General features: G+C 72.5%; 2 protein-coding genes. Both read left to right on the top strand.

Annotation, left to right across the window (positions count from 1 at the left end; translation table 11 throughout):
* The coding region (locus IH45_RS0142740; protein ID WP_030682690.1) for a TIM barrel protein at nucleotides 1-288 on the top strand (288 nt) is incomplete at its 5' end.
* A gap of 28 nt (nucleotides 289-316) precedes the next feature.
* Nucleotides 317-539, top strand: a 223-nt coding sequence (locus IH45_RS0142735) for an NAD(P)-binding domain-containing protein (protein ID WP_030682687.1), incomplete at its 3' end; no start/stop codon positions are given.

Genomic DNA, 539 nt, shown 5'->3' with positions numbered 1-539 from the left:
GGCCTGGACAACGCCCGCTTCCTGCTGGACCTGTACCACCTGGCGATGAACGGCGAGGACCTGGAGCAGGCCATCGACCGCTACACCCCCCTGACCGGGCACGTGCAGATCGCCGACAGCCCCGGCCGCGGCGCCCCCGGCACCGGCACCCTGCCCCTCGCAGCCCTCCTGGACCGCCTGCACGCCAACGGCTACGACGGCTGGACCGGCCTGGAGTACCAGCCCGGCGACCGCCCCAGCGCGGACGCCTTCACCTGGCTGCCGCGTCCCCTGCGCGCCGCCCACTGACCCGAGCACAACACGAAAGGCCATAGCTATGAGCACACTTCCGCAGATCGCGTGGATCGGGCTGGGCATCATGGGCGCGCCCATGGCCGAGAACCTGCTCAAGGCCGGCTACCAGGTCACCGGCCACACCCTCGAACAGGACAAGCTGCAGCGGCTGGCCGCCGCCGGCGGCACCCCGGCCGCCTCGATCGCCGCCGCGGTGGCCGACGCCGACATCGTCATCACCATGGTCCCGGCCTCCCCGCAGGTCG

The sequence above is a fragment of the Streptomyces rimosus subsp. rimosus genome (assembly GCF_000720725.1).
GTDB classification, from domain to species: Bacteria; Actinomycetota; Actinomycetes; order Streptomycetales; family Streptomycetaceae; genus Streptomyces; species Streptomyces rimosus_A.
Note: the sequence above shows the minus strand (reverse complement) of the source record. Positions and strands in the feature narration are given on the sequence as shown.